Annotated in this window: 9 protein-coding genes; all 9 read right to left on the bottom strand. The window is 65.6% G+C overall.

What is annotated here, in order from left to right:
• Positions 1-283: 283 nt before the first annotated feature.
• The 9 genes from Tther_RS12575 to Tther_RS12535 all read right to left on the bottom strand — a co-directional run bounded on the left by Tther_RS12575 (position 284) and on the right by Tther_RS12535 (position 6,238).
• Complete coding sequence (locus Tther_RS12575) at positions 284-1,243, bottom strand: nucleotidyl transferase AbiEii/AbiGii toxin family protein (protein WP_143904400.1); 960 nt, start codon at positions 1,241-1,243, stop codon at positions 284-286.
• Positions 1,215-1,640: a DUF6088 family protein gene (locus Tther_RS12570; RefSeq protein WP_143904397.1), complete on the bottom strand. Its 426-nt coding sequence runs from the start codon at positions 1,638-1,640 to the stop codon at positions 1,215-1,217. The genes Tther_RS12575 and Tther_RS12570 overlap by 29 nt, the downstream gene beginning before the upstream one ends.
• Positions 1,641-1,837: 197 nt before the next feature.
• The gene (locus tag Tther_RS12565) at positions 1,838-2,299 is read right to left on the bottom strand and encodes a lysozyme (RefSeq protein WP_143904395.1); all 462 of its coding nucleotides are present in this window, start codon (positions 2,297-2,299) and stop codon (positions 1,838-1,840) included.
• Positions 2,296-2,772, bottom strand: a complete 477-nt coding sequence (locus Tther_RS12560; RefSeq protein WP_143904393.1) for a hypothetical protein — start codon at positions 2,770-2,772, stop codon at positions 2,296-2,298. The genes Tther_RS12565 and Tther_RS12560 overlap by 4 nt, the downstream gene beginning before the upstream one ends.
• Positions 2,769-3,053 carry a DUF6127 family protein gene (locus Tther_RS12555; protein WP_143904391.1) on the bottom strand — a complete coding sequence of 95 codons (285 nt, stop codon included), beginning with the start codon at positions 3,051-3,053 and terminating at the stop codon, positions 2,769-2,771. Before Tther_RS12555 ends, Tther_RS12560 begins: the two co-directional genes overlap by 4 nt.
• Positions 3,040-4,107 carry a phage late control D family protein gene (locus Tther_RS12550; RefSeq protein WP_143904389.1) on the bottom strand — a complete coding sequence of 356 codons (1,068 nt, stop codon included), beginning with the start codon at positions 4,105-4,107 and terminating at the stop codon, positions 3,040-3,042. Before Tther_RS12550 ends, Tther_RS12555 begins: the two co-directional genes overlap by 14 nt.
• A gap of 3 nt (positions 4,108-4,110) precedes the next feature.
• Positions 4,111-4,341 carry a tail protein X gene (locus Tther_RS12545; RefSeq protein WP_143904387.1) on the bottom strand — a complete coding sequence of 77 codons (231 nt, stop codon included), beginning with the start codon at positions 4,339-4,341 and terminating at the stop codon, positions 4,111-4,113.
• Positions 4,341-5,210, bottom strand: a complete 870-nt coding sequence (locus Tther_RS12540; RefSeq protein ID WP_221934038.1) for a phage tail protein — start codon at positions 5,208-5,210, stop codon at positions 4,341-4,343. Before Tther_RS12540 ends, Tther_RS12545 begins: the two co-directional genes overlap by 1 nt.
• Positions 5,211-5,221: 11 nt before the next feature.
• Entirely contained in the window at positions 5,222-6,238 is a 1,017-nt protein-coding gene (locus Tther_RS12535) for a phage tail protein (protein ID WP_143904385.1), read from the bottom strand.
• Positions 6,239-6,505 lie beyond the last annotated feature (267 nt).

Here is a 6,505-nt window from a genome sequence, read left to right as displayed (position 1 = left end):
GCGCCATCCAGTCCGTTCTCGAGCAAGATCGCATAAGCGGCTTCCAAGGGGTTGGTTTCGACTCGTATTGCCATGAGGGTTACACTCCTTTCTCGAAGTCATGGCGTCAGACCCACCCTCGCGCTGTCTGCTGGGCGGGGAGCGTAGGCGCGTAGCGCCGGAGATCCCCGCCCAGCAGACAACCGGCAAAATGGAATTTACAGAAAGAACGATACACAACTGGGCGGCCAGCGGGTGAGGGCTAAGACCAGCAGGACGCGACCCTTTCTGTAGCACTTTTGCTTTATGCCTTCATCTGCTCGATCAGGGATTCGGCCAACTCGATGAACACTGCTCTGGCTTGGGCAAACGGTAACGGCTCGCCAAACACCAGCTCATCCACGAAGCGACGGTAATCGCGCTCGAAGGCATCGGCGTCGTGGTGTAGGGCCTGCAGGGCCGCGCGCATCTGACTTACCGGGTCATCTTCAAATTCTGGATACTGATGACGAAATTGCGCGGCATCGTCAGCCACCAGCGTCACAAAACATTCGTGCGGCAGCGCCAGCCCCTGACGCCTTCGAGCGATGGCTGCCACATCGTAGAGGTGACGGACCAATCGGTCGTCGTCGGCGGCGGCACGACGGTGGCTAGCACGGGCTTTTGCCGTTCGGCGCAGGAAGGACAGCACCTTTTCAAGGACGGCCTCCTCGACGCCAATGCACTGCACCTGGCAATCCGTCCGAGGTGTCTGGATCAAGGCATCCAGCATGGACACAATCGGTAGTCGTGCTGTGGGCAGCAACGGTGCTCGGGCATTGAGCTCTACCTTGATCTCTGGCCGCAGGCTGGCCACCGGCGCGAAGCGGCTCTCATAGTGCAGATTCAGCAAGACGTAGCTGTTTTCGTCGCGCGCGACGATCTCCTCAGTCGGCACCGCAAAGCCAGCGTTCTCCAGTATGGCAGCCATGCGTTTCTTGAACTGGCTCAGCAAACGAGCGCGCGCATTGCGCGACAAGTCCGGCGGCAGCACCAGCTTGAAATCGATGTCTTCGGACATCCGCGCGATCAAGCCGTGCGCTTTGGACAGGCAGGTTCCGCCGCAAAACACCAACTGGATGTCATCGCTGTCTGCTGCCACGACGGTGCGCAGCACTTCCGTGATCAGCAGGTCTTTCTCGATGATCGCGGGCGGCAACGAAGTCAGGCCCTCGTTGCGCACATCCAGGATCAGATCACGCTCGCGCTCGGTAATGGTTCTCATAGCGCACGGCGCTGGTGCCGACGGTGATCTTGCGGGAAATACGGCGCCGGCCCGTGTTGAATGTTGTGCGGACGGGAATCTGTGTCGTCTTGCCCCCGGCGTAGTCGGCTTGGGCACGGCCCAGCTGCACAGGCACCCCCAGCTTCTCCAGCGCTTCCTGCGCCAACTCTTCCAGGGACACACGCGGCACCGGTCTGCCAGACAGTAGACTCGGACGCGCCTTGGCGTAGACCCCATAGCCCAGGCGAACGATCTTGCCCGCCGCGATGAGCTCCTTGAGCGCCCGGCTGATCTGGCTGGGGCTGCCCATGTGCGCGAAGTCCGCGCGCAGGACAACCTCGCCCCGGCGCAGAGCAATGGAGCGAGCCATCCTGGCTTTGACGCTGAGTCGACGCATGGCGACCTCCTGGACATAAATTGCTCATCTACTGTAGCCGATATGAGCTTGGTTTTCCATTTTATGTCTGGGTTTTGCGATGCACGGATTGCTCATTTACAGTAGCGCGATGCGCTCGCCCGAACGCCGCTGGCAAGACACTGACGTGGAGGAGGATCGACGTTTGACACAATCGCGTGCGGCACCCGCGTCTGGGCTCATGCGTTGAGCAGCCAGGCGGCTTCAGCCGATCGGCGTGCCACGAGCCCTGAGAGCACCTTGCCACCGCCGTAGACCCAGCGCCGCAGCTCGTGCGCGGCAGCTTGCCAGTCGCGCTGGTTGATCCGCCGCCGCAGTGTTGATGTTTGCAGCCGCCCCGCGCCGAGGTTGAAGGTGAAGTCGACGATGGCCGCCAGCCGCCCCTCGGGCTCGGCGGCCAGCAGCGGGCAGTAGCGCAACGTGGCGGCCAGCGCAATCTGCAAATCCTGGGCAAGGTAAGCCTCGGCCTCGGCTTCGGTGATCGGCGGATGGTCGGGCGTGCAGACGTGGCCGTAGCCGATCGTCCAGTAGCCGGCCGGACAGATGTAGGGATGCGCGCGCCCTGGATCGTGCTTGGGCACGCGATGGAAGCCTTCAAATCGCTTGGCCAGATCGATGGCCGCCTTGGGTACCGCGATCATGGCCGCACTCGGTCGAATACCCGCCCCAGGAACCAGAAGTTCAGCACGCCGGCCCATAGGGCTTGGTCGGCTTCAGTCCACGCGGCCTGGATGGCGGCGATCCAGTCTGCTCCGGCCTGGATAGCGCCCACGAAGGCAGCGGTCTTGGCCGCGCAATAGAGCGCCATAAACCAGTAGGTGATGACAGGGCGCACGCTGCTGGACAGCGCATCGGCCCACTTGACGCCCGTGATGCGACCCTGCGCCGCCACCGCTTCGCGCAGCGCATCGATAGCCCCGGTGTTCCACAGCGCCTCTGCGCTCGCGCTGATCTCGGCCATGCGCTGCGCGCCGCGCAGGCGCTCAAACTCCAGCGCCTTGTCTTGCATGGCAAGCTCGTGCGCGCGCTCGCCTTTGCGGTCGAGCCACTTGAGGATTTCGGGCGCGAGCCGGAAAGCGCCGCCCAGCAATCCGCCCAACAGGGTTTCGATCATGAGCCGCCTCCTGTCAGTTTGAGCTTGACTGCAATGCCGACCAGCAGCGCAGCCAGGATGCCAGTCGTGGTGACTTTGACGATGGTCTGCCAGGCGGTGCGGCGCGCCTCGCGCCAAGCGGCCAGCAGGTCGCGCAGCTCGCGGATGTCGCGCGCGGCGTGGCCGTTTTCAAGGCCGAGGCGGGCCAGGCATTGCTCAGCGCCGCGCTCGGCAGCCTGCTCCAACATCGCCTTGAGCTCGTTGGCTGTGATCGTGATCGGCTGGGTGTCATGGGGTGTCATCGTTGACCTCGCTTTGCGTGATCGATATCGGATCGGTGACGTCGCGTTCGCACTCGACGCTGGTGCTGTACCCCTGCGCGCTCAAGCGGTGCTCGACGCGCGTGATGCGCCACCGAGTCGGGATGACCGGTCGCAGTGCAATGGATAGCCGCGCCTCGGCGGCCAGGCGCGGGTCTCCGGGCATCCGAAAGCTCAGCTCGGCCTGCGAGCGCTCGCCGCGGTTTTTGCGGGTGGCGGCAGCGGCTCGGGCCTCAGCCTCGGTGGCGTGCACGTAGCGCAGCTCCTCGTAGGGGGGGTTTCCGACGACGACTTCGCGCCGCTCGCCCTTTTGGTAGTCCCACCAGTAGGCCTTGACTCCGCCGGGGCTCTCGTCACTGTTGTCGGCGAGACCGGAGCCGCCTTTGCCCGCTATCCGGCGGGCACTGTACTGATAGCGCCACTCGCTGATCTGATCCGGCCGCAGCGTGATCGTCGGTAGCGCTTGGCCGGTGACGCTCTTGGCCGCCCCGCGCTTGGCCAGCACCAGGTGGCCGGCCACCGGCTTGGATACGGCATCGTGCTTGGACGCCAGCCGGGTGAGCAGCGCCATGTCAGACTCCTCGGTCTGGTCGACGTGCGGGATGGCGATTGCGCCCAGTTCGGGGTCGATCTTGGGCGTGTAGCCGTGCTCGGCGGCGATGGCTTCGACGATGCGTCCCAGCGTCGTGTCGTGCCATGATCGCGTCTTGGGGCTGCGAAATGGCCCGACCATGTCGGCGGCCTTGCCCGAGACCGTCAGCGTGGCCGGCGGCGCGCTGATTTCGACCTCATCGATGATGTAGCGACCCATCGGCACCCACGCGCCGCCGGCGTATGACAAGGCAACCTCAAGCTGCGTGCCAATGCGCGGCAGCTGCGCGATTGCGCCGTCGGCGCGACGACGGTCATCGAGCGTCAAGCGCACCACGTCGGACGCCAGCCCCGCCTCATCGGTGATGATGAGCTCGATGAGCCGATCGGCGACGGCGCGCGTGACGTCGTGGCGGTCGGCGATGATTCGAAAGCGCGGCTGCATGGCTTACGACCACAGGCGTACCAGCCGCAGTTGCGGCTCATCGACAAGCGCTGGCATGCGCACCGGCGTGCCGTCTGGCAAGCGCAGCATGTCGCGCGCACTCAGGCGCGCCAGCGCCCGGTTGTGCTGCAGCACCAGCGGCAGCACGTCCAGTCGCCCGTAGTGCCGCCATACAAGGTAGTCGATCATGTCGCCTTCGCGGGCGACGACGATGGCATCTTCTTGCGTCAGCATCAGGCAGTCTCCTGCTCGGCGGGCATCAGGCCTTGCAAGGCGCGCTCGGCGCTGTCTAGCACCTCGTGCAGTTCGGCGGCCTGTGGATGGCGCTCGGCTTCGAGGCGGGCGCGTTCGATGTCGTCGCGCAGCGCCGCGATCTGCGCGGCCATCACGTCATACGACGACAGCGGCGCGGCGCTGGCGCGCGCCACGCGCGTGAGCAGCGCATCGATGGCCGGCAGCGTCACGCCTGCCTCGCGCAGTCGGCTGACTGAGCCGTTGAGCGCGGTGCGCAGCGGCTGCATGACATCGCGCATGACGTCCTGCAGCACGGATGCGCGCTGTATGACGCCGCCGCCCATCGACCCTGCAATGCGCTGCACCACATCGCCGACCACGGTATTGAGCGCGCCCAGCGGGTCGGACGCCACCTCATCGATGATCGGCAGCAGCACGGCAAACGGGCTCCAGCCGCCGCTGATGTCGGTGACGATGTTGTCCTCGCCGTAGGACTTGAGCTTGAGCTCGAAGGCGATGCGCCGCGGCTGGCCATCGTCCATCAGCACGCTGCGGGTGTCGCCCACCTCGACGATCACCCACGCGCCCCACACCCGCCCCAGGCCGTCGACCAGTTGCAGCGGCTCGCCCTTGTCGGCGAGCTCGCGCATCTGCTCGACCTGCGCGAGGCCGCCATCGAAACTGGGGTAGAGCGTGCCGGACAGCGTGACTTCGATGGGCTCGCGCCCGGTGTACTGCAGCGCCGGCTCGCGCCCGATGCGCGCCTGCTCGGGCCAGCGCCACGACTGGCGCATCGCCAGACTTTGATACGTCGCCTGCCCCACTTCAAAGCGAAAGGGGCCAAGCGCCATCATCACTCGCTCGGCCATGCGATTTCCTCTTAGTCGTGCAACGCCGCGCGGCTGCCGCGCAGGGCGTCCTGGATGAGGCGGCGCAGCCGCTGCTCGACATCGACTGCCATCGACTGCGCATCGCTGCCCGCTGGGGCGTAGATGGTGATCTGCGGCGCGAAGTGGATCGATGGCGTAGCAGACGGGTTGCCAGCGATCCAGTCTGTCGGCGCGCTCAAGCCCATCGGGGGCCGATCCGGCGATGGCGGGCGCAGGCCAGTTGATGACGACCCTGGTGCGGTCAGTGCGAATGGCACCTCCTGCAGCGATTTCGCCAGCCGCCCGACCTCGTCTACCGCCTGCGGCCCGGCTGCCGCCACGCCTTGTGCCAGGCCGAGTGACAGCGCGCCGCCCAGCGCGGCAAACACCCGCGACGGACTGTGGATGCCCAGCATCCCTTTGAAGCGGTCGCGCACTCCGGCGGCCACTTCACCCACGGCCGCCACGGCCTGCTGGGCGGCATTGCGCACGCCTTGGGCGAGGCCTTGCAGCATCGCGCTGCCCAGGCTCATGAACTGCCCGGGCAGATCACGCAACGCTGTCAGCATCGAACCGATCACCGACTGCAATGCCTGCAAGGGTGCGAAAGAACCCAGCGCTGCAGTCAGTTGCTGCCAGGCCGACTGTGCCCCGCTGACCACGCCGGCCCACAGGCTACCGAAGAAGCCCGAGAGCGGTTGCCAGGCGGCTTGCAGCGCAGCCAGCGGCGAAAACGACACCAGCCACCGAAAGCCCTCCATCACCCAGCCCACCAAGGTGCCCACGGCACGGATCGGGAACGTCAGCGCCGTAAATGCCGTGCTCAACACGCCCCCGATCACCGCCCCGAGAGACTGGCCCGATGCCGAGAGGCTGTCGAATTCATCCTTGGAGAGCGTCACCGGCGCGAGCAGCTGACCGATCCAGCCGACCACCCGGCTCACGCCATCGGCGATGAAACCGAACACCGACGCGACCGCCTCTCCAATGGGCGCAAGTGGCGCGAGCGCTTCTGTGATGCTGGCCACGGCGGGCTGCACCGCGGCGCGTATGCCATCCCACACGCCACCAAGGAGTTGTGTATCGTTCTTTCTGTAAATTCCATTTTGCCGGTTGTCTGCTGGGCGGGGATCTCCGGCGCTACGCGCCTACGCTCCCCGCCCAGCAGACAGCGCGAGGGTGGGTCTGACGCCATGACTTCGAGAAAGGAGTGTAACCCTCATGGCAATACGAGTCGAAACCAACCCCTTGGAAGCCGCTTATGCGATCTTGCTCGAGAACGGACTGGATGGCGC

Origin of the sequence: Tepidimonas thermarum, from assembly GCF_007556705.1 — a bacterium.
In the GTDB taxonomy this organism is placed as follows: domain Bacteria; phylum Pseudomonadota; class Gammaproteobacteria; order Burkholderiales; family Burkholderiaceae_C; genus Tepidimonas; species Tepidimonas thermarum.
The sequence above is the reverse complement of the archived record's forward strand: the minus strand, read 5'-3'. Positions and strand labels throughout refer to the sequence as shown.